The following is a 21475-nucleotide window of genomic DNA, read 5'->3' on the forward strand; positions in this document are numbered from 1 at the left end:
AAACCTCCGCGCTCGCGTAAACTTGCGTGCTTCTCGCAGCCCGCTAGGCTGCAATCAATATTTTTCAAAGGTGCCCGCCATGCCTTGGCTGCAAGTCCGTCTCGCCATCAGCCCAGAACAAGCCGAAACCTACGAAGACGCTTTCCTTGAAGTGGGCGCCGTGTCGGTGACCTTCATGGACGCCGAAGATCAGCCGATCTTCGAACCGGAACTCAACACCACGCCGCTGTGGTCACACACTCACCTGCTGGCCCTGTTCGAAGGTGGCACCGAAGCCGCCAGCGTATTGGCCCACCTTGAATTGCTGACCGGCAGTCCGTTGCCCGAGCATCACAGCGAAGTCATCGAAGACCAGGATTGGGAGCGCAGCTGGATGGACGGCTTCCAGCCGATGCGTTTCGGTCAGCGTCTGTGGATTGTCCCGAGCTGGCACGCCGCGCCCGAGCCTGATGCGGTGAATCTGCTGCTGGATCCGGGCCTGGCGTTCGGTACCGGCACTCACCCGACTACCGCACTGTGCCTGGAATGGCTCGACGGCCAGGATCTGAAAGGCTGCAACGTGCTGGACTTCGGCTGCGGCTCGGGGATCCTGGCGATTGCTGCCTTGCTGCTGGGCGCCAAGGAAGCCGTCGGCACCGACATCGACGTGCAGGCGCTGGAGGCCTCCCGCGACAACGCCGGACGCAACAACATCGCCGAAGCCTTGTTCCCGCTCTATCTGCCAGAAGACTTGCCGCAGGTTCAGGCCGACGTGCTGGTGGCGAACATCCTCGCCGGCCCGTTGGTTTCCCTGGCGCCGCAACTGTCCAGCCTGGTCAAGCCCGGCGGTCGCTTGGCGCTGTCGGGCATCCTCGCCGAACAAGGCGAAGACGTCGCCAAGGCCTACGCTCAGGACTTCGACCTGGACCCGATTGCCGATCGCGATGGCTGGGTGCGCATTACCGGCCGTCGGCGCTAGAATGGACGCCTGCATAAACCGGATCGCCGCATGACCGACAGCTTTGTCACCCAGTGCCCGCATTGCCAAACCAGCTTCCGTGTCAACCATGCTCAGTTGAGCGTGGCCCGCGGAGTGGTTCGTTGCGGCTCGTGCTTGCAGGTGTTTAACGCCGCCAAGCAATTGCTTGAGCAGGCCGGCAAGGAAGCGGTTGTGCCAACCGCCCCGCCCATCGTCGACGCGCCGGAGCAACGGGCCATCAGCCAGAAGCAATGGACCGCCGCCGAACTGGATCTGGACAGCCTGGACCTGGACGAAGAACTCGCGCGCCTCGAACAGCGGGAAATTCAGCCGACCACCGAATTCGGCCGGCACCGCGAAGACAGCCTGAGTGCACACCGAGATACTCCCGGGACCGAAGAACCCTGGTCCGACAGCCTGTTCAGTGAATCAGCGGCCGATCGTGCACAGGCCGCTGAAGACGACTTGCCGGAACTGGAACTCGAGTCGAGCCCACACGAACGCACCGAACCTTCGCTGTCGCTTGAGCCGGTGGAACTGGATGACGGGCCTCTGCCTCCGCAGTTGCGCCTGCACGATCCACTCGACCCCCCAATTCATCACGAACGGCTGTCGGCAACCGACGAGATCGACGACGACCTGCCTTCCATCGCCCCCCTGCGCAAGCGCCGCGAACGCAGTGAGCCGGCCATCCACACCGAAGTGCTGCAGGACCTGACCGATGATCCGCTGCAACTGGATTGGCAAAAGCGCCGCTCGCCGTGGGGCCGCCGATTCTTCTGGCTGCTGCTGATCCTGCTCGGTGCCGCCGGTCTTGTCGGTCAGTATGTCGCCTACCATTTCGACGAACTGGCGCGCCAGGACCAGTACCGTCCATGGTTCCAGCAACTGTGCCCACATATCGGTTGCACGGTGCCGTCCAAAGTCGACATTGCAAAAATAAAAAGCAGCAACCTGGTGGTTCGCAGCCACCCGGACTTCAGTGGAGCCCTGGTGGTCGATGCGATCATCTACAACCGTGCGCCCTTCTCTCAGCCCTTCCCGCTGCTGGAACTGCGCTTTGCCGACCTCAACGGCCATCTGATTGCCAGCCGCCGGTTCAAGCCCGGCGAATACCTCAACGGTGACCTCGAAGGCATGTCTGAAATGCCTCCGCAAACGCCGATCCACATCGCACTGGATATTCTCGACCCAGGCCCAAAAGCGGTGAACTACAGTCTGAGCTTTCATTCGCCCGAGTGAAACGCCCCGCTGATCAGGGTTGATGGCGACATTCTGACTTTACCCGCGCGAACCAAACCGCTGGCAATAACAGAATAACTGTTCAGATTTTGTTCAATTCAGCCTTTATCCAGTCATCGAGAGCGGGTATCATGCCAACCCTTTTTCGAACTCTCATGATCCGGCCCCACAACAGGGAAGTCCTATGTCGGCGGTACGCATCGGTCCATATACATTGCACAACGGCTTGATTCTCGCCCCCATGGCGGGCGTCACCGACCAGCCCTTTCGTCAGCTGTGCAAGCGACTGGGCGCCGGGCTTGTCGTCTCGGAAATGGTCACCAGCGACATGAGTTTGTGGAATACCCGCAAATCGCGCCTGCGCATGATCCACGAAGGTGATCCCGAGCCACGCTCGGTACAGATCGCCGGTGGGGATGCACAGATGCTGGCGGAGGCGGCCCGGGCCAACGTTGAACTGGGCGCACAGATTATTGATATCAACATGGGCTGCCCGGCGAAGAAGGTCTGCAACAAGGCCGCCGGTTCCGCCTTGTTGAAGGACGAAGCACTGGTGACCGAGATCCTGCAAGCGGTAGTAGCAGCAGTCGATGTGCCGGTCACGTTGAAGATCCGTACCGGCTGGGACCGGGACAACAAGAACGGCCTGACCGTGGCGAAGATCGCCGAGCAGGCAGGCATTACGGCGTTGGCGGTCCATGGCCGCACCCGTGCCGATCTGTACACCGGCGAAGCCGAGTACGACACCATTGCCGCGATCAAGCAGGCGGTGTCGATTCCGGTCTTTGCCAACGGCGATATTGATTCGCCGGAGAAGGCCCGGTACGTGCTCGACGCGACCGGCGCCGATGGACTGTTGGTTGGACGGGCTGCCCAGGGGCGGCCATGGATTTTTCGCGAGATCGATCATTTTCTGCGTACCGGCGAAAAACTCCCGGCACTGGAACTGATCGAGGTGGAACGCATTCTGCTAGAGCATCTGGCCGCACTTCACGTTTTCTATGGAGACGTTATGGGTGTCCGTATCGCTCGGAAGCATGTGGGCTGGTATCTCGCAACCTTGCCGGGCGCCAGGGAGTTTCGCGCCCACTTCAATCGTTTGGAAGATACGGAAGCACAATGCGCCAACGTTCAGGGCTTCTTTGCCGAACGTTATAAGAGCCTGACAGGGGACGGAGAGGGGGTGGCCGCATGACGATGATGACCGAGACTTTAGTGAGTGGAACAACACCCGTGAGCGACAACGTGAATTTGAAACAGCACCTCAATACGCCGAGCGAAGAAGGTCAGACCCTTCGCGGGAATGTCGAGAAGGCGCTGCACAATTATTTCGCCCACCTTGAGGGCGCTGCCGTCACGGATGTGTACAACTTGGTGCTCTCCGAAGTCGAGGCCCCCCTGCTCGAGTGCGTGATGAACTACGTCAAGGGCAACCAGACCAAGGCCAGCGAGCTGCTCGGGCTGAACCGGGGCACGCTGCGCAAGAAACTCAAGCAGTACGATTTGCTGTAAGCATTCAATCAAACCAGAAAGGCGCCCGCGTAAAAACGGTCGCCTTTTTTGCTGACTCCTTTGCTTTTGATGGAAATTGAGATGACCGACCAGACTACCCGCCTGCCGATCCGCCGCGCCTTGATCAGCGTTTCCGACAAGACCGGGATCCTCGAATTCGCCAAAGAGCTTGAAGCCCTGGGCGTCGAGATCCTCTCCACCGGCGGAACGTTCAAGCTGCTACGCGACAACGGTGTCGCCGCAGTGGAAGTCGCGGACTACACCGGTTTCGCAGAAATGATGGACGGCCGGGTGAAAACCCTGCACCCGAAAATCCACGGCGGGATCCTCGGTCGTCGCGGTATCGACGACGCCATCATGAACGAGCACGGCATCAAGCCGATCGATCTGGTCGCGGTCAACCTGTACCCGTTCGAAGCCACCATCAACAAGCCAGGCTGCGACCTGCCGACTGCAATCGAGAACATCGACATCGGCGGCCCGACCATGGTCCGTTCGGCAGCCAAGAACCACAAAGACGTGGCCATCGTGGTGAATGCCAGCGATTACGCCAGTGTTCTTGAAGGCCTCAAGGCCGGCGGCCTGACCTACGCTCAGCGTTTCGACCTGATGCTCAAGGCCTTCGAACACACCGCCGCCTACGACGGCATGATCGCCAACTACATGGGCACCGTGAACCAGGCCGCTGACACCCTCAGCACCGAAGGTCGCAGTGAGTTCCCACGCACGTTCAACAGCCAGTTCGTGAAGGCTCAGGAAATGCGCTACGGCGAGAACCCGCATCAGAGCGCGGCGTTCTATGTGGAAGCCAAGCCAAGCGACGTCGGCATCGCCACCGCGACCCAACTGCAAGGCAAAGAGCTGTCGTACAACAACGTGGCCGACACCGACGCCGCACTGGAATGCGTGAAGAGCTTCGTCAAGCCAGCGTGCGTCATCGTCAAGCACGCCAACCCATGCGGCGTTGCCGTCAGCCCGGACGCCGAAGGCGGCATCCGTCAGGCCTACGAACTGGCTTACGCGACCGATACCGAATCGGCGTTCGGCGGCATCATCGCGTTCAACCGCGAACTGGATGCTGAAACCGCCAAGGCCATCGTCGAGCGTCAGTTCGTCGAAGTGATCATCGCGCCATCCGTCAGCGCAGAAGCCCGTGCCATCGTGGCAGCGAAAGCCAACGTGCGTTTGCTGGCCTGCGGCGAATGGTCGGCAGATCGCGCCGCGGCGTGGGACTACAAACGCGTCAACGGTGGTCTGCTGGTGCAGAGCCGTGACATCGGAATGATCAGCGCCGATGACCTGAAAGTCGTGACCAAACGCGCCCCGACCGAACAGGAAATCCACGACCTGATCTTCGCCTGGAAAGTCGCCAAGTACGTTAAGTCCAATGCCATCGTCTACGCCAAAAACCGTCAGACCATCGGTGTCGGCGCGGGCCAGATGAGCCGCGTGAACTCCGCCCGTATTGCCGCGATCAAGGCTGAACACGCCGGCCTGCAGGTGCAGGGCGCGGTCATGGCTTCCGACGCGTTCTTCCCGTTCCGCGACGGCATCGACAACGCGGCCAAGGTCGGCATCACCGCGGTGATCCAGCCAGGTGGCTCGATGCGTGATAACGAAGTGATTGCTGCGGCTGACGAGGCTGGCATCGCCATGGTCTTTACGGGCATGCGCCACTTCCGTCACTGATTGTTGCTCCTGTAGGAGCGAGGCTTGCCCGCGAAAGGAGGCGCCGCGGTGCATCAATGAAACCGAGGCGACCCCTTCGCGGGCAAGCCTCGCTCCTACAGGTTCGGTGTTGTGGTGGATGCCACGCACCGTCAGCCAGGCAGCCCAGGCTGCTCCACAGAATTAGCGTCATCCGAGGTTTTTGAAATGAATGTTTTGATCATTGGCAGCGGTGGCCGTGAACACGCCCTGGCCTGGAAAGTAGCCCAGGATCCACGGGTGCAGAAGGTTTTCGTGGCCCCGGGAAATGCCGGCACCGCCATTGAAGCCAAGTGCGAGAACGTCGCTATCGACGTGCTGGCCCTTGAGCAGCTGGCCGACTTTGCCGAGAAGAACGTTTCCCTGACCATCGTCGGCCCGGAAGTGCCGCTGGTCGCCGGCGTTGTCGATCTGTTTCGCAAGCGTGGCCTGGACTGCTTTGGTCCGACCGCGGGTGCTGCTCAGCTTGAAGGCTCGAAAGCCTTCACCAAGGATTTCCTGGCTCGCCACAAGATCCCGACCGCCGACTACCAGAACTTCACCGAGATCGAGCCTGCCCTGGCTTATCTGCGTGAAAAAGGCGCCCCGATCGTGATCAAGGCCGATGGCCTGGCCGCCGGTAAAGGCGTCATCGTTGCCATGACGCTGACCGAAGCCGAAGACGCCGTTCGCGACATGTTGGCGGGCAACGCATTCGGCGACGCCGGCTCGCGGGTAGTGATCGAAGAGTTCCTCGACGGCGAAGAAGCCAGCTTCATCGTCATGGTCGACGGCAAGAACGTGCTGCCAATGGCAACCAGTCAGGACCACAAACGCGTCGGCGACGGCGACACCGGCCCAAACACCGGCGGCATGGGTGCTTACTCCCCTGCCCCGGTGGTCACCAGCGAAGTGCACAAGCGTGTCATGGACCTGGTGATCTGGCCGACCGTGCGCGGCATGGCCGATGAAGGCAACGTCTACACTGGTTTCCTGTACGCCGGCCTGATGATCGACAAGGCTGGTAACCCAAAAGTCATCGAATTCAACTGCCGTTTCGGCGACCCTGAGACCCAACCCGTGATGCTGCGCTTGCAGTCGAGCCTGGTGTTGCTGGTCGAAGCAGCCCTGGCGCAAGCCCTGGACAAGGTCGAAGCGCAATGGGATCCGCGTCCGAGTGTCGGTATCGTGCTCGCCGCTGGCGGCTATCCGGGTGACTATGCCAAAGGTGTGGCCATCAATGGCCTGGATGCAGCCGCGGCACTGGAAGGTAAAGTCTTCCACGCCGGCACTGCGCTCAAGGACGGTCAAGTGGTGACGGCCGGTGGTCGGGTGCTCTGTGCAACCGCCATGGGCGCCAGCGTCGATGCGGCTCAGCAGCAGGCTTACAAACTGGCGGCCAGGATTGATTGGGAAGGTTGTTTCTATCGCAAAGACATAGGCTACCGTGCAATTGCCCGCGAGCGCGGCGAAACTCAGGAATAAGCCAGCCATTCGGCCAGGCAAGGGCCTCGGGCCCTTGCCGGACTATTCCGGCGCCGCGCATAGTTATAATCTGGCATTAACCTACGAAGGGATTTCGCCGTGCGCTGGCTCAGGATTGCCATAGGTTTCACCGTCACTCTGCTGACTTTGCTCTGCATGCTCCCGGCCCTGGCCGCGCAAGGCAGTGGCTGGGCGGTATTGCTCGACGAACAGGGCGATCTACAGCTCAGCGACATTCGTTCCGCTCGCTACACCAATCAATTCAGCCCCATCGAACTGGACCACCTCACCGCAGCCGAGCCCGAAGGTGCGTTGTGGCTGCGTTTCAGGCTTGCACCCGGCAAGCATGAACAGCTACTGCGGGTGTTCGCGCCCGACCTGTCGCGCTTCAATCTTTATGTGCTGGACGGCGATACGCTGATCGAGCATTTGAACACCGGCGCCGAGCAGCCCCAGGGTGAACGACCGTTGCCCAGCAGTGACTTCATGTTGCCGCTACCGCAAAGCGACAAGCCGCTCGATGTTTACCTGCGGCTGGTCTCCGATCACCAGTTGAGGCCTTACATCACGCTGCAATCGGCGGTCATGACAGCGGCCAATCAGAACCAGACGCTGATTTACGGTCTGCTGTTCGGCTGTATCGCCATGCTGATCCTGCACAACCTCATCCGTTACGCCTACACCCGCTCGCGCAGCAGCCTCTGGCTGGCCGCCTGCGAAGCGTTGTTGATGCTCAGCCTGTTGCTGCTGCTGAACCTGGCCGGGCCATGGTTGCCGGACTGGCGTGCAGTACAAACGCCCGGCGCCTACCTCGCCCTGCTGCTGACGGCACCGTGCGGGCTGATGCTTGCCTATTGCTTCTTCGCCCCACTCGGCCCACACCCGCTGAACAAAGTGCTGCTGGGTGACATCCTGCTCATCATTGTCAGCGGTCTGCTGCTGCTGTTCGTCAACACGCTACCGCTGAACATCATCACTTATGCGCTCGTCGCCCTCGCGGGCCTTACCATGTTGTTCGTCAGCGCCTGGCACTGGCAAAAAGGCTATCGACCTGCGCGGCTGTTCGTGGCCGCCATGGTGGTATTCAATCTAGGCACACTGATTATCCTGCCGGCTTTGCTGGGACTGACCCTGATTGAGCCACAAGGATTGATCACCACCCTGTTGGTGTTCATCTGCATCAGCGGCCTGTTGATGAGCATTGCCCTGAGCGAGCGCCAGCGCAGCATCACCGAAGACCGTTTCAGCATCAGCCGCGACCTGGCGGCCAGCAACGCCGAGATCAATGCCAAGGCCGAATTCCTGGCAAAAATCAGTCACGAAATCCGCACCCCGATGAATGGCGTATTAGGCATGACCGAGCTGCTGCTGGGTACGCCGCTGTCGGTCAAGCAGCGCGACTATGTGCAAACCATCCACAGCGCCGGCAATGAATTGCTGACGTTGATCAACGAAATTCTCGACATTTCCAAGCTCGAATCCGGACAGATCGAACTGGACGATGTGCAGTTCGATCTCAACGCACTGATCGAAGACTGCCTGAGCATCTTCCGCGCCAAGGCCGAACAGCAGAATGTCGAGCTGATCAGCTTTATTCAGCCGCAGGTACCGCGGGTCATCAGCGGCGACCCGACGCGTTTGCGCCAGACCTTGCTGAGCCTGCTGGAAAACGCCCTGAAGAAAACCGACGAAGGCGAAATCCTGATTGTTGTCGCGCTCGACGAACGCAGCCCCAAACCGCGCCTGCGCATCGCCGTGCAGGACAGCGGTGAACCCATGGACGCCGACGAACGCGATGCGCTGATGCACGCCGAACTGCACAGCAAGAACTTCCTCTCGGCCACCCGCCTCGGCGGTAATCTGGGGTTGGTGATTGCCCGTCAGCTGATTCGCTTGATGCACGGAGAGTTCGGCATCAAGAGTGGCACCAACCAGGGCAGCACCCTTTGGCTGACCTTGCCGCTCGACCCAGACCGCCTCGAACACCCGACGTCCGACCTCGATGGCCCACTCCAGGGGGCACGGGTGTTGGTAGTGGACGACAACGACACCTGCCGCAAAGTGCTGGTGCAGCAGTGCAGCGCCTGGGGCCTGAACGTCAGTGCCGTCGCGTCCGGCAAGGAAGCGCTGGCGTTGCTGCGCACCAAGGCCCATTTGCGCGACTACTTCGACGTGGTCCTGCTGGACCAGAACATGCCTGGCATGACTGGCATGCAACTGGCGGCCAAGATCAAGGAAGACCCGAGCCTGAATCATGACATCCTGCTGATCATGCTCACCGGCATCAGCAACGCGCCAAGCAAGATCATCGCGCGCAATTCCGGGATCAAACGCATTCTCGCCAAACCGGTGGCCGGCTACACCCTGAAGACGACGCTGGCGGATGAACTGAACCAGCGAAACAAGGGCCTCTCAGTGTCGCCGCTCCACCCCAACGGTCCGACCCTGCCGGTCAAGGTCCCCAGCGATTTCCGCATACTGGTGGCCGAAGACAACAGCATCTCGACCAAGGTAATTCGCGGCATGCTGGGCAAGCTCAACCTGCAACCGGACACCGCCAGCAATGGCGAAGAAGCCCTGCAGGCCATGAAAGCCCAGCGTTACGACCTGGTGCTGATGGACTGCGAAATGCCGATCCTCGACGGCTTCTCGGCCACCCAGCAATTGCGCGCATGGGAAGTCGGCAACAAGCGGATTCGCACCCCTGTAGTGGCGTTGACCGCGCATATTCTCGCCGAGCATAAAGAGCGCGCGCGCCAGGCCGGCATGGACGGGCACATGGCCAAACCGGTCGAGCTGTCGCAATTGCGCGACCTGATCGAACACTGGGTTGCCCAGCGCGACCAGTTGAACCGTGCTGCAACTCAAACGTCCTGAGCCGACAGACCCCGCAACGCCTGATAGACTCCCCCTCGACTTCCCTCGCCAATGAGCTTGCCCCATGCTCCACGTGTTGTTCAGCGTTTACCTGAAGATGTTGGTGCTCTACAGCCCCTTCTTCGTTTTGTCCTGTTTCATCAGCCTGACTCGCGGTTATTCGCGCAAGGAACAACGTCGACTGGCCTGGAAAGTGGCGGTCGCCACACTGGTTTCCAGCGTCTTGCTGTACCTGTTCGGACGGGTGATTTTCAGTGTCTTCGGCATCACCGTGGATGCGTTTCGCATCGGTGCCGGCAGCGTGCTGTTCATCTCGGCACTGGGCATGGCCCAAGGCAAGTCGGCGGTACAGACCGACAACGTGCAACAGGACGTGACCATCGTCCCGCTGACCATTCCCCTGACCGTCGGCCCTGGCACCATCGGTGCCTTGCTGGTGATGGGCGTCAGCCAGCCACACTGGGATGACAAACTCACGGCCATCCTCAGCATTGCCCTGGCCAGCTTCACGGTGGGTGTGGTGCTTTATCTGTCGAACCGCATCGAGCGGATTCTAGGTGACCAGGGGCTGCAGATTGTCAGCCGGTTGATGGGGTTGTTTGTGTGTGCACTGGCGGCGCAGATCATCTTTACCGGGGTGAAGGGCTATCTGGTGCCCTGACGGCACCACAGGACATTGGCTCCTGCGACAGCTCGAGCCTTGGCCTGACAGCCATCAGCGCGTGCCCTTGTACAAAGGCGACGATGTGTTCTCGGCTTTTGGAGAATGCCCGGGCGGCCATCTCGAATGAGTGATGCTTCACTACTATCGGTGAAGTGAAGCTACCCGTCGAAAAGGCCTGTTCCAGACAGTGTTCTCCCACGTTTTGCTTGGTCTCAAACTCAAGGTAGAACACCTCTATGCGGGCATTCTTTGTGCTCACGGCAAACAGCAAGTGCACCGTAAAACGGCGCTCTTCTCCCCCGCCCGGAACCTTGACCGTACGCTGACTGAGTTGCTGCACCTGAACGGGCGAATCGGTCGGTAGGCGGGCCAAGTCGCCAATGGCTTCGCACGCCAGTTCACACTCACTCTGCAACGACCGGCCTATCATCGCGCGGGTCATTACATCCGTCAGCGTGACGCTGGCCTGGTTTTCGAACGATGGCTGCAGCACTTGCTCTCGCCTGAGAAGCCAGGCGGATTGCGTAAGAGCCTCGATAAAAACACCGTGCCGTTGCGAGAACTCGCTGGCATTCGGAAACTTGCTCGACGCTTTCAATTGGGAGGCCAGTAAAGAATACAAAATGTCGCACTTCATCTGATTAGCCAATGAAACTGACAAAACACTTAACAAACCGGAATCGACAAAAGACTCCTGACGATGACTTTCCATGTCTCACTTTCCCTATAAGAAGCGAGAGCTTCTAACCGCAAAGCTCTCGCAAAAATTCACAGTGGAGTCTTGAAGTACTCCAGCCGACTCCTGTCGACCTCTGCCTGAACAATATCCTTCACCGCATTATAAGCGCGCCGATTCAATGTACGGCGCGTTGCGGCGTTATACACTTTTACTTCTTCGCCTCGATATTTGAAAAACAGTATTTTGGTAATAAGTTCGCGCACTTCCATTTGCATGGCGCACGCCATCATGGTTGGCCGTCCTCCTAGAGAAATACAGGGCACCATTTGAAAGTTAGCCGCCTTATTTTTTTTACTCTTTATTTCAATCAGCTTTATTGCACCTTCATTTTTCTCAAGGGCGTTCAAGGCTGAAGAGATCAGCGGTAGAACTTTGAGTTTATCCGCCCCGGCGACCAGCGCGATAATCTGCAGTGCTGCTTCATCCATGGTGAAGTCCAGTTCCCGACTGATGTACTCCTTGTACGGGTCGTTCATGGTTGGCCAACCGCAATTCGTTAATGCCTTGCTGTACTCTCGATACCATTCACGACGTTGGGTTTCCCGATCGAAGAGCTTGTCGGCACGAATTTCCGCATAAAGAATAGTATCGTCGAATGCCTCGCGGTCCTCCTCTGACAGCGCTTCATCATAAGCAGCGATGGTCGAACCCAAAACAGCAGCAGGGTCGTTCCCGTCTTGCCTGGCAATACTAATACTGTTTGAACGTGCCATTCGCACCATAGGAGCAGACTGAGTCGACACTTTGCCAAGCCCAAAATATTCCGCCTGCGCCGCATAATCAAAATTCAAATCAATTTCGTTACTTTCAATCATCTAACTTAGTTCCCTGTTATTAATTTAGACTGCATCTTGCAGACCCGTAAAACCTAACAAGCAACCCACCTTCAGTCAAACCAACAAACGTATAATATTATTTAATAGCGCACACAAAACCCGCCATTAGAAAATCGACATTTAAATCCATATAAAATTGCTTATCAGATGATATAGCCGGCCTTGCGCCGGCTATTCTCTACTTTATGGCTTGCTGCCATACCAGCGCGGCGTGTACACCCATTCCCCACCTTCTGAGCGAGGAAAAGTACAGGTGGTCGAGGACCCCACAAGCACCATGGTTCGCATATCCACCTGATCGGGGGTCAGCTGCCCCAGCGTCGTGACCCGCAAGGTCTGCCCTGGGCGGCCGATGTCGCGGCCCAGTACGACGGGCGTCTGAGGAAGGCGATGCTGCGCGACGATCTCCAGCGCACGACCCAGTTGCCATGGCCGTGAACGAGAGATCGGGTTGTAGAAAGCCAGTGCCAGATCGGCTTCCGCAGCCAGATCCAGACGTTTCTCGATGATCGACCAGGGCTTGAGGTTGTCCGACAGCGACATGACGCAGAAGTCATGCCCCAACGGCGCACCGGCCTGCGCGGCGGTAGCCAGCGACGCGGAAACACCCGGCAGAATCTCGAGATCCACGGCGTGCCAGTTCGCATCCGTGGATTCGTGAAGGGCCTCCAGCACGGCGGCGGCCATCGCGAAAACACCCGGATCGCCCGAGGAAACCACCACGACCGAACGCCCCTGGGCCGCCAGCTCGAAGGCGTGGCGAGCTCGCTGCATTTCTTCACGGTTGTCCGTGCAATGCAGCATCTGGTCGGCGCGAAACGGCCCGGCCATCCGCACGTAGGTTTCGTACCCCAGCACATCATTGGCCCGAGCCAGTTCCGCCTTTACTGCGGGCACCATCAGTTCGGCGGCACCTGGCCCCAGACCGATCACCGCCAGACGCCCGCGCGGTCGCCCGATCTGCGACGGGTCCAACGGCTGCTCGGCGATTGCAACGGCAATGGTGCCGTCGCCAACGAGGGAAACTGGCTGGCCGACGGCATTGCGGACCAGTTCACGGACATCCCCGTCAGCGCTGGCAAACCGCAATGGCACACCCAGTTCAAGCGCCGCTTCACGCAACGTCGTGCTGGTCATTTCAGTGTCAGCAGCCAGCAGGCAGACCAGCGATTGCAGGGCGATTTTTGCCTGATGCAACGCCTCGCGCACTGCCCCCGGCACATTGGCCACGCCAGCATCCACAGCAACCACCACGTTGCGTGGGTAGATCAACAACTCGTGGGCCGCTGGGGTTCGTTCGACATGGCCCACATGAACGGTCAACCGTGACTGTTCATTCTCCGGCAACCGAGCGTGCGCCAACCATGGCGCCGCACCTTCAATACGCACTGTCTCACCGGCCAGCAGATCGGACACGAAACGCTTGCCCAGTTCCAGATCGCCAAGGGCATAACCGCTGGGGGGGTTGAGCAAGCATGTGCCGAAACGCAGTTCACCGCTGGTGGTGATCGCCGCTGTGACGTCCAGCGTAGCGGCAATCTCCCGCGCCATCACATTCACCCCACCGAGGCCGCCAAGCAATGGCACCACTGCGCTACCATCTTCGGCTACCGCCAGCACCGGCGGCTCGGCACCTTTTTCCAACAGCAACGGCGCCAGCGTGCGGATCACGATCCCGGCTGCGCACAACGCAATGATCGGCGTGTCCTGTTGATACAGCTCACGCAGGGTCGCACCGAACTCGCGGTAGATTCGGTCCGCGCCTTCAACGCGTTCGGCCAGGCCGTGGATCAGTGCGCCGGGGTACAACTGTTGGATAACGCGTGCGGTGGCGAGGCTGCCATTGCCGAGAATGACAATCGCTGGAACTGGACGAGTCATCAGCCTTGCCACCTTTCGCCGGGAACAATAATCAGCGAGAAGTACGGCGAGGACATCGGCTCGACCTGATCCAGCGGAACGATTTTCTGATTGGCCATGGTGGCGCGCTCAACGTACAGAGCGCGCTCGGCCAGACCGAGTTCTTCCAGCACCTGGCGGACCTTGGGAAAGTTGCGCCCCAATTTCATGATCACTGCCGCGTCGGCATCGGCCAGTCGACGTTTGAGATCGTCGTGAGGCAACACGCCGGACAACACTGACAGACTCTGATTGCGATACACCAGCGGTGCACCGAGTACCGAAGCGCCGCCTAGCATCGAACACACACCCGGCACGACTTCGGCTTCGTAACGCTCGGAAAGACGATCGTGCAGGTACATGTAGGAGCCGTAGAAGAACGGATCGCCTTCGCAGATGACCGCCACGTCGCGACCCGCATTGAGATGCGCCGCGACTTCCTCGGCGGCGTCATCATAGAAGTCGCTGATCACTTGTTCGTAGGACAGAGGCGCCGGCAAGGCTTCAGTGGTCACCGGGTAGACCAGCGGCAGCAGATTCTGTGCGGCTTGCAGATGCGCTTCGATGATGCCGAAGGCATTGCCCTTTTTGCCCTTGGCGACGAAGTACGCCACCACGGGGGATTCGCGTAGCAGGCGCAAGGCTTTGACGGTTATCAGTTCCGGATCACCGGGGCCAACGCCCAGGCCGATCAAACGTCCAGGTTGCTGCATCATTCAATCTCCGTGGCGAGGGCATTGACGGCCGCAGCGGCCATGGCGCTACCGCCCAGCCGGCCCTGCATGATGACGAACGGCACACCACGGCTGTTTGCCGCGAGCATCGCCTTGGATTCGGCGGCGCCAACGAACCCCACCGGAAAGCCCAGGATCAGCGCCGGTTTCGGGGCGCCGGCGTCAAGCATTTCCAGCAGATAAAACAGCGCGGTCGGCGCGTTGCCGATCACCACCACGCTGCCTTCCAGGTGTGGGCGCCACAATTCCAGCGCCGCGGCGGAACGGGTGTTACCCATCTCGCGGGCCAGGTCAGGCACGCTTTCATCGCGCAGGGTGCAGATGACCTCGTTGTTCGCAGGCAAGCGAGTGCGTGTCACACCTTCGGACACCATCCGCGCATCACACAGAATCGGCGCACCGGCGGCCAGCGCATCGCGCCCGGCCTTGCCCGCACCTTCGGAGAATTGCAGGCCGTCAATCGCATCGACCATGCCGCAGGCGTGAATGACCCGTACCGCGAGTTTCTCCAGATCGGCCGGGATTCGGTCGAGGTTGGCCTCGGCGCGAATGATCGCGAAGGAGTTGCGATAGATCTCCTGACCGTCGCGGATGTAATCAAGCATCAAGGGAGCTCCGTGAGCGGGCGTCGAGCAAGGCGCCGACCGCTTCAATAGTAAGGTTGCGTGCGTGCAGGGCGCCAAAACCCGGCTGCACTGCATCGCGAAAATATAGATCGTAGTGACCGGGGGCGACGGCCAGTAACGTCAACGGCGCTCTGTGTGCGGCAGCGCAAGAGCGTGAACACCCGCTCAAATGCACGTTCAGTACACGCCCCTGTTGCTGCAACAGCGCAGCGAGTTGCAGGGCATCGCCCTTGGTATCGGCCAAACCTTTGCCGCAGCCGTTTGAACCGGTACAAGCGATCAACCGGGACAACGCCTGATCGGCTTCGCACATCAGGCCCAACCGTTGTAGACGCTGGATGACTTGCGCGGCGTTTTCAATGCGGACATTGGGCAACAGCAGACTTTGCCAAGGCGTGAAACGCAGGCTCGCGTCGCCGAACTCGTGCGCCAGTTGTGCCGCTCCCCGAAGCATTGCCGGATCGAGCCGCCCCAATACCGGCACGGCACCCACATACACAAATTCAGCCTCCGCCTGGGGGTGAGCCCCGATGTGCAGCACGCTTGAGCCAGGGATACGCTGCCAATCGGCAACGGCCTGAATCGGCACACACCCGGCCAGTCGAACCAGAAGGTCCTCGACCGGATGGTCGGTCAGCAAATGGCGCATACGGGTTTGCTCGGGACGCGCAAGTTCGAGGAACAACTCAAGCACTGCGACCACCAGGGCGTGACCATCGCCAAGCGCAACAGAGCCCATGGGCCTGTCCGTCGGGCATCCCGCCAGACCGAACGCCAGCCGTAATGTTCCGTTTCGCTCAAAGGCCGAGAGCCATAGGTCATGGGGATGTTCGAGCATCGCCAATGATTCGCCGCCATCGAGTTGCACCGCGAACTTGGCGCTGAGGTCGTGGAACCGCTCGTGACTCTGTACCGAAGCGAGTATGTGTTCAGCCAGTGGCCGTGTGTCGAACACGCTCTGCCGATCAATCCCGGCGCTTGGGCTGAGCATCAGGTTGCGCACATCATCGCCCGCCGCCGTTCGTGGCCCCAAACCTGCGGCCAGCAGACTGTCGATCAACGCCGTTTGCGCACTGCCAATCCCGCGTATCTGCAGGTTGGCCCGGTTGGTCGCCTCAATCGCCCCGCTGGCGAAACGCTCGGCGGCATCCGCTACGGCCTGGGCCTGGACGCTACTGATCGAGCCACCGTTCAGCTTGATCCGACAAATACCACCGTCCAGCGCCGGGACAATACGCAATAGCCCCGGGCAGGCCGAGGGGCGTAAGGCAGAGGACAACGGACGTTCGTTCAAGGGGGTGACCCGTTCAGGAGGCGAGGCACTTCGCGGGCGAAGCGGGCGGTATTATGCCTGCTTTGCAACGGGGTATGAAAAGCTTGTCGGACAACAGGAGCATTAACGCCCCCGGTTACCCGCCGCTATCGAATCAACGCTCGAGCCTCCTCACATCCGCAGGAGATAGTCGCGGCTGCGCTCGGTGATTTTGGCCCGCATCGCGGCGGCCACCCCGTCGAAGCGCTTGCGGTCCAGCGTGAACGACCCGTAGTGCTGAATCAGCGTGACGTCATGATCCAGCCACTTTACGAACAGAAACTGCTCCGGGTTCACAGCAGCCAAATACCATGAATGAATCAGCATGAGCGTCAGTCGGCCGCGGACATCATAGGCACAGGGCATGATTTGAAACTGTCGCCCGCGCTCTCTCCCGCTGGTTTGTGCCAATAGCATGGAGGCCTGCAGATTGCCTTTCAACGCCTCGAAAGACTCCATCGCAGCGGTGTACATAGGCCCACTGGCTTGTGGTTTCAGTGTGTCGAGGATCGTATGGGTAATGGGTTCGTACAGCACAGTACGTCGGCTTTCAAGCATGACGGGACGCTGATGAATCCAGCCAAGGTTCCAGAGCCCCAATGTGTAATGTTGCAACCACTCATACCACTCGGTTTCCCGGTCGTACTTTGTGTCCGTGTATTGTTCCAGATAAAGCGCACAGTCCAGCACATCGCTTTCATCGTCTTCGGAGACGGCACCATCGACAGAAACAATCGTGCTGCCCGCAATGGCTGCCCGAGTATGGATGGAGGCTGTGCGGGGCTGAGCGACTGCCAGCGAGCGCGGTGTGATCGGCGCTACATAATCGTTAGATGCCGAGGGCATCAGGCCAAGAAACGCCAAGCGTTGTTCCACAGTTGGAAAGTCGGTAGATGGATCGAACATAAAATTCCTTTTTATGTAGTTTGATTAGTTAATCTCAATATGAATTAACACCTCAAATTAACCAGATACTCTCCACGCCAACAATCAGCGAAGTAACTCAGGATATTTAATCCCGCGCAGCCACGTTAATAAGTGACCCACCATACATTCCAGTACGGGCGAGGTATCATCCCGCGCAGGCCCGAACCCGGTTGCAACCAACGCAGTGGGTCATTTTTTCAAGGAGCAGGCATGACGCCCTGGTTGACGGTAGTAGGCATCGGTGAAGACGGCTTCAAAGGGCTGGGCAAAAACGCCCGGCATGCGCTGTTGCGTGCATCGCGGATTTTCGGCGGTCGGCGGCACCTGGATTTGCTGCCCCCGTGCATCCGTGCCGAGCGCCAACCGTGGCCCAGCCCGTTCTCCCTCGATGCACTGTTGGCCCTGCGTGGCGAACCGGTTTGCGTACTCGCCAGCGGCGACCCGATGCTCTTCGGTGTCGGCGCCAGCCTGGCCCGGCAATTACCCGGCGACGAAATGTTGATCCTGCCAGCGCCCTCCTCTTGTTCCCTGGCTGCTGCGCGAATGGGCTGGCCGCTGCAAGAGGTGGTGACACTTTCGGTAGTCGCCCGTCCCATCGCCGCGCTGAATGCGCAGTTGTTCAGCGGCGTTCGCCTGCTGGTGCTCAGCAACGACGGTCAAAGCCCTGCGGCGATTGCTGCGCTGTTGCGCGAGCACGGATTCGGGCCGAGTCGTCTTACCGTGCTGGAACATTTGGGCGGTGCAGCCGAACGGCGCATCGACGGCGTCGCCAGCGACTGGGTCGATCCACCTATCGCCGATCTGAACCTGATCGCCATCGAATGCATCGCCGAACCGAACACGCCACGCCTGTCACGACTGGCTGGTCTACCGGACTCAGCCTTCAAGCACGACGGCCAGTTGACCAAGCGCGATGTGCGCGCGATCACCCTCGCCCGCCTAGCCCCGACACCCGGCGAACTGCTGTGGGATGTCGGCGCCGGCAGCGGTTCGATCGGCATCGAATGGATGCGCGCCCACCCGAGTTGCCGGACGCTGGCCATTGAGGCGGATGAAGGTCGACAGCAGTTGATCGAGCACAACCGCGATGCGCTCGGCGTGCCCGGCCTGCAATTGATTCGCGGCAGTGCGCCGCACGCCCTAGCCGGCCTCGAACGCCCGGACGCGATCTTTATCGGCGGCGGGGTCACCCGCGAAGGCGTGCTGGACGCCTGCTGGGCCCAACTCAAACCCGGCGGCCGACTGGTCGCCAACGCCGTCACGCTGCAAAGTGAAATGACCCTGATGGCCTGGCGCGCACAGCACGGCGGTGAGCTGACGCGTATTCATATCGCTCAAGCGCAGCCGCTGGGGGATTTCGATACGTGGCGTCAGGCGCTGCCGATTACCTTGCTGGACGTGGTCAAAGCCCTCGATGCGTGACGAAACTGCCGAACAACCCGCGCCGCTGCGCAGCGGCCTGACCACCGGCAGCTGCGCCACCGCCACCAGCCTCGCCGCCGCTCGCCTGTTGCTCAGTGGCGTGAGCTCGGATGCCGTGGAAATCATCCTGCCCAAAGGCAAGCAGGTGCCGATGCGCCTCGAGTTCTGTCGGCTGATGCACGACGGTGCCGAGGCCGGGACGATCAAGGACGCTGGCGACGATCCGGACGTGACCCACGGCGCCCTGCTCTATTCCCAGGTCCGCCTGAGTGCCGAGCCAGGGGTCCGTTTCAGTGCCGGGCGTGGTGTCGGCACGGTCACCCGACCGGGTTTGGTACTGGGCGTCGGCGAACCGGCGATCAACCCGGTGCCGCGCAAGATGATCACCGATCACTTGACCCTGCTGGCCAAAGAACTCGATTACTGCGGTGGTTTTGAGGTCACGGTTAACGTCGAAGGCGGCGAAGCACTGGCGCTGAAAACCATGAATCCACGGCTGGGCATTCTCGGTGGCCTGTCGATCCTCGGCACCAGCGGGATTGTCCGGCCGTTTTCCTGCGCGGCTTACATCGCCTCGATCCACCAGGGCATCGATGTGGCAACAACCAACGGTTACCTGCACATCGCCGCGTGCACCGGCAACGCCAGCGAAGACACCATGCGCCGCGTCTACGCGCTGCCGGAAATCGCCCTGATCGAAATGGGCGACTTCGTCGGCGCCGTGCTCAAGCATCTGCGCAAAGTGCCGGTGGATAAACTCAGCCTGTGCGGTGGCTTTGGCAAGATCAGCAAACTGGCGGCCGGGCACATGGATTTGCACAGTCGGCATTCGAGCATCGACCTGCCGCAGCTGGCAGAGTGGGCGGCGGCGGTCGGTGCCGATGAACCGTTGCAGCAAGCCATCCGCGAAGCCAACACCAGCCAGCAAGCGCTGGCGATGGCCAGCGCGGCAGGCATCGCGCTCGGCGATGCGGTGTGTCAGCACGCGCTGGATTTTGCCCGCAGCGTGGTGCCGACGCAGGTTCAGGTTGAAGTGTTTGCCATCGATCGCCAGGGCGGGATTGTTGGCCACGCGGGAGCTTTTCAATGAAGCGTATTTTGTTGCTCGGCGGCGTGACGGAAGCCCTGGCCATCGCCCGGACACTCGGCCCCGAACACATCTATAGCCTGGCCGGAGTCGGTCGCGTGCCAACCGATTTGACCTGCCAGGTACGCGTCGGTGGCTATGGCGGCGCCGCAGGGTTGGCGCAATTCATCCGTGATGAAGGGATCGACCTGCTGCTGGACGCGACCCATCCTTACGCGGCACAAATCAGTCAGAACGCAGCGACAGCCGCCCATCTGGCGGCCATTCCATGCTGGGCGCTAAGGCGTCCGGCCTGGCAACCGCAAGCCGACGATGACTGGCGCGAGGTCAGCGACTGGGCGCAGTTGATTGAAACACTCAAACCTTTTCGGCGACCGCTGTTCACCCTGGGGCGCGAACCGTTGCAGCACCTGCACGAAATCCCGCCGGAGCAATTCTGGACCCTGCGTGCACTGGACGTTTATCCGGGCAACGAGCGCTGTGAAGTCATCGGCGCGCGCGGGCCGTTTCTGCTCGAGGATGAACGTGAGCTGTTTGAGCGGCGACAGATTGATGTGCTGATCAGCAAGAACAGCGGCAGCACCGCGACCGAGCCGAAACTGGAAGTGGCACGGGAGCGAGGGGTGCCGGTGATTGTGTTAAGGCGGCCGGTGTTGCCGGGGGTGGATCGGGAGTTTCTGACGTCAAAAGAAACACTTGATGCATTGGCGGCCTTAGCCCTGTAAGCCAAGATCATTGGCTTGCATGAACAGTAACCTATTTGTTACCTTCAGGGCCGACTGTGATCACACTCGAAGAATATTTGCAGGAAAACGAAACAAGTCCGTTTGGACGCTGGTTTTCCGCCCTGGGTCCGCAAGCGGCGCTTAAGGTATCCAACGCGTTGGTACGACTGGAGTTAGGCAATACATCCAACATCAAGTGGTTCGAAGGTCTCGGTGAATGCCGAATAAATTGGGGCCCCGGTTATAGAATCTATCTTGTTCAAGAGGGGAAACGTCTGATCATCCTATTTGGTGGAGGCGATAAGTCCACTCAAAAAGCCGACATCAAACAGGCAAAGATTCTAATAGCGGAGTTTCGGACTCGAAAAAAAGCTGAGCGGAACCGGAGATAAAGTTATGGCACTCACCCGAAGCTATAAGCACACCATTGCCGAGCGCGCTCAGCGTGATCCCGAGTTCGCTCAGGCATTGCTGGATGAGGCTGCTACTCTGTTTCTTAACGGTGAGCCTGAAATGGCGAGGATCATTTTGCGCGACCTCGTCAACGCCACCGTAGGTTTTGAAGAACTGGCAAAGGAAACGGCAAAACCAAGCAAAAGCCTTCATCGAATGTTGTCTGCCAAAGGCAATCCAAGCATGGATAACCTGGCGGCAATCTTCACCGTGATTCGGGCTACGCTTGGAGTAGATATGCACGTTCATGCGGTTCGTACGAACTGAAGTGTGAGAAATCGGCAGCTCAAA

The 21475-nt window shown here is 59.9% G+C and carries 20 protein-coding genes; 13 read left to right on the plus strand and 7 right to left on the minus strand.

The window, feature by feature from the left end; translation table 11 throughout:
- Positions 1 to 79: 79 nt before the first annotated feature.
- The 8 genes from prmA to ACM6IR_RS17550 all read left to right on the plus strand — a co-directional run bounded on the left by prmA (position 80) and on the right by ACM6IR_RS17550 (position 10421).
- Positions 80 to 958, plus strand: coding sequence for a 50S ribosomal protein L11 methyltransferase (gene prmA / locus ACM6IR_RS17515; protein WP_414908864.1), 879 nt, complete (start codon positions 80 to 82; stop codon positions 956 to 958).
- A 30-nt stretch (positions 959 to 988) separates the two neighbouring features.
- A complete protein-coding gene (locus tag ACM6IR_RS17520) occupies positions 989 to 2200 on the plus strand; it encodes a DUF3426 domain-containing protein (RefSeq protein WP_414908865.1) in 1212 nt (403 codons plus the stop codon).
- A gap of 184 nt (positions 2201 to 2384) precedes the next feature.
- The gene (dusB, locus tag ACM6IR_RS17525) at positions 2385 to 3395 is read left to right on the plus strand and encodes a tRNA dihydrouridine synthase DusB (RefSeq protein WP_414908866.1); all 1011 of its coding nucleotides are present in this window, start codon (positions 2385 to 2387) and stop codon (positions 3393 to 3395) included.
- Positions 3392 to 3712, plus strand: a complete 321-nt coding sequence (fis, locus tag ACM6IR_RS17530) for a DNA-binding transcriptional regulator Fis (RefSeq protein WP_030128251.1) — start codon at positions 3392 to 3394, stop codon at positions 3710 to 3712. The genes dusB and fis overlap by 4 nt, the downstream gene beginning before the upstream one ends.
- 81 nt (positions 3713 to 3793) lie before the next feature.
- Positions 3794 to 5401, plus strand: a complete 1608-nt coding sequence (purH, locus tag ACM6IR_RS17535) for a bifunctional phosphoribosylaminoimidazolecarboxamide formyltransferase/IMP cyclohydrolase (protein WP_414908867.1) — start codon at positions 3794 to 3796, stop codon at positions 5399 to 5401.
- A gap of 186 nt (positions 5402 to 5587) precedes the next feature.
- On the plus strand, positions 5588 to 6883 hold the full coding sequence (purD, locus tag ACM6IR_RS17540; protein ID WP_414908868.1) for a phosphoribosylamine--glycine ligase: 1296 nt from the start codon (positions 5588 to 5590) through the stop codon (positions 6881 to 6883).
- A 99-nt stretch (positions 6884 to 6982) separates the two neighbouring features.
- Positions 6983 to 9760 carry a response regulator gene (locus ACM6IR_RS17545; protein ID WP_414908869.1) on the plus strand — a complete coding sequence of 926 codons (2778 nt, stop codon included), beginning with the start codon at positions 6983 to 6985 and terminating at the stop codon, positions 9758 to 9760.
- Between the two features lie 64 nt (positions 9761 to 9824).
- Complete coding sequence (locus ACM6IR_RS17550) at positions 9825 to 10421, plus strand: MarC family protein (protein ID WP_054044032.1); 597 nt, start codon at positions 9825 to 9827, stop codon at positions 10419 to 10421.
- Here ACM6IR_RS17550 and ACM6IR_RS17555 read toward each other — a convergent pair.
- The 7 genes from ACM6IR_RS17555 to ACM6IR_RS17585 form a co-directional block, all read right to left on the minus strand.
- Positions 10390 to 11136 (minus strand): hypothetical protein, encoded by a 747-nt coding sequence (locus ACM6IR_RS17555; protein ID WP_414908870.1) that lies wholly within the window; start codon positions 11134 to 11136, stop codon positions 10390 to 10392. The genes ACM6IR_RS17550 and ACM6IR_RS17555 overlap by 32 nt on opposite strands.
- Before the next feature lie 56 nt (positions 11137 to 11192).
- Entirely contained in the window at positions 11193 to 11978 is a 786-nt protein-coding gene (locus ACM6IR_RS17560; RefSeq protein WP_414908871.1) for a hypothetical protein, read from the minus strand.
- A 204-nt stretch (positions 11979 to 12182) separates the two neighbouring features.
- Positions 12183 to 13880 carry a precorrin-3B C(17)-methyltransferase gene (gene cobJ / locus ACM6IR_RS17565; RefSeq protein WP_414908872.1) on the minus strand — a complete coding sequence of 566 codons (1698 nt, stop codon included), beginning with the start codon at positions 13878 to 13880 and terminating at the stop codon, positions 12183 to 12185.
- Positions 13880 to 14611: a precorrin-2 C(20)-methyltransferase gene (locus ACM6IR_RS17570; protein ID WP_414909119.1), complete on the minus strand. Its 732-nt coding sequence runs from the start codon at positions 14609 to 14611 to the stop codon at positions 13880 to 13882. The genes cobJ and ACM6IR_RS17570 overlap by 1 nt, the downstream gene beginning before the upstream one ends.
- The gene (locus ACM6IR_RS17575; protein ID WP_414908873.1) at positions 14611 to 15237 is read right to left on the minus strand and encodes a precorrin-8X methylmutase; all 627 of its coding nucleotides are present in this window, start codon (positions 15235 to 15237) and stop codon (positions 14611 to 14613) included. The genes ACM6IR_RS17570 and ACM6IR_RS17575 overlap by 1 nt, the downstream gene beginning before the upstream one ends.
- Entirely contained in the window at positions 15230 to 16537 is a 1308-nt protein-coding gene (cobG, locus tag ACM6IR_RS17580; protein ID WP_414908874.1) for a precorrin-3B synthase, read from the minus strand. The genes ACM6IR_RS17575 and cobG overlap by 8 nt, the downstream gene beginning before the upstream one ends.
- Before the next feature lie 165 nt (positions 16538 to 16702).
- A complete protein-coding gene (locus tag ACM6IR_RS17585) occupies positions 16703 to 17476 on the minus strand; it encodes a hypothetical protein (RefSeq protein ID WP_414908875.1) in 774 nt (257 codons plus the stop codon).
- 231 nt (positions 17477 to 17707) lie between these two features.
- Here ACM6IR_RS17585 and cbiE point away from each other — a divergent pair, with 231 nt between their 5' ends.
- From cbiE to ACM6IR_RS17610, 5 genes are read left to right on the plus strand one after another with little or no spacing between them, the layout of a single operon-like run.
- Positions 17708 to 18919, plus strand: a complete 1212-nt coding sequence (gene cbiE, locus ACM6IR_RS17590; RefSeq protein WP_414908876.1) for a precorrin-6y C5,15-methyltransferase (decarboxylating) subunit CbiE — start codon at positions 17708 to 17710, stop codon at positions 18917 to 18919.
- Positions 18912 to 20009, plus strand: a complete 1098-nt coding sequence (locus tag ACM6IR_RS17595; RefSeq protein WP_414908877.1) for a cobalt-precorrin-5B (C(1))-methyltransferase — start codon at positions 18912 to 18914, stop codon at positions 20007 to 20009. The genes cbiE and ACM6IR_RS17595 overlap by 8 nt, the downstream gene beginning before the upstream one ends.
- Positions 20006 to 20731, plus strand: a complete 726-nt coding sequence (locus ACM6IR_RS17600) for a cobalt-precorrin-6A reductase (RefSeq protein ID WP_414908878.1) — start codon at positions 20006 to 20008, stop codon at positions 20729 to 20731. Before ACM6IR_RS17595 ends, ACM6IR_RS17600 begins: the two co-directional genes overlap by 4 nt.
- A gap of 56 nt (positions 20732 to 20787) precedes the next feature.
- Positions 20788 to 21123 carry a type II toxin-antitoxin system RelE/ParE family toxin gene (locus ACM6IR_RS17605; protein WP_414908879.1) on the plus strand — a complete coding sequence of 112 codons (336 nt, stop codon included), beginning with the start codon at positions 20788 to 20790 and terminating at the stop codon, positions 21121 to 21123.
- Positions 21124 to 21127: 4 nt separating this feature from the next.
- Positions 21128 to 21451 carry a DNA-binding protein gene (locus ACM6IR_RS17610; protein ID WP_414908880.1) on the plus strand — a complete coding sequence of 108 codons (324 nt, stop codon included), beginning with the start codon at positions 21128 to 21130 and terminating at the stop codon, positions 21449 to 21451.
- The last annotated feature ends 24 nt before the right edge of the window (positions 21452 to 21475 follow it).

The sequence above is a fragment of the Pseudomonas sp. IT-P253 genome, assembly GCF_949768125.1.
GTDB lineage: Bacteria > Pseudomonadota > Gammaproteobacteria > Pseudomonadales > Pseudomonadaceae > Aquipseudomonas.